1 pseudogene is annotated in these 370 nt (G+C 40.3%); it reads right to left on the bottom strand.

Annotation, left to right across the window (positions count from 1 at the left end):
• Positions 1–370 (bottom strand): annotated as a pseudogene (locus DYY66_RS09985) (sodium:solute symporter); the annotation flags it as partial.

Genomic DNA, 370 nt, shown 5'->3' on the forward strand with positions numbered 1-370 from the left:
ACAGAGATACATAGCTATTTCCTGCTGCCTTGAATGCATTTCCGAATCCGCCTATGCTTATTGGCACTACTATTATCACAACAATTACAGTTGCCCACACTAGAATGTCTTTGAATATCGCAGTAAGTGTTGCTCCACGCAAACCACTGGTGTATGTAAAAGCTGCTAGAATTACAAAAGCAATTAGAAGAGAAATTTCTTGAACCAACTGGGCATTGGCATATCCTGCAAGCATTACTGTCAAGACTGATTGCATACCAACTATCTGAAGTGCAATGTATGGCAACTCTGCAACAATCCCTGTGATTGCTATTATGATTGCAAGTGTTCTGCTGTTGAATCTGTCCTTGACAAAGTCTGATGCTGTAAT

Origin of the sequence: Candidatus Nitrosotalea sp. FS, assembly GCF_011319475.1 — an archaeon.
Taxonomy (GTDB): domain Archaea; phylum Thermoproteota; class Nitrososphaeria; order Nitrososphaerales; family Nitrosopumilaceae; genus Nitrosotalea.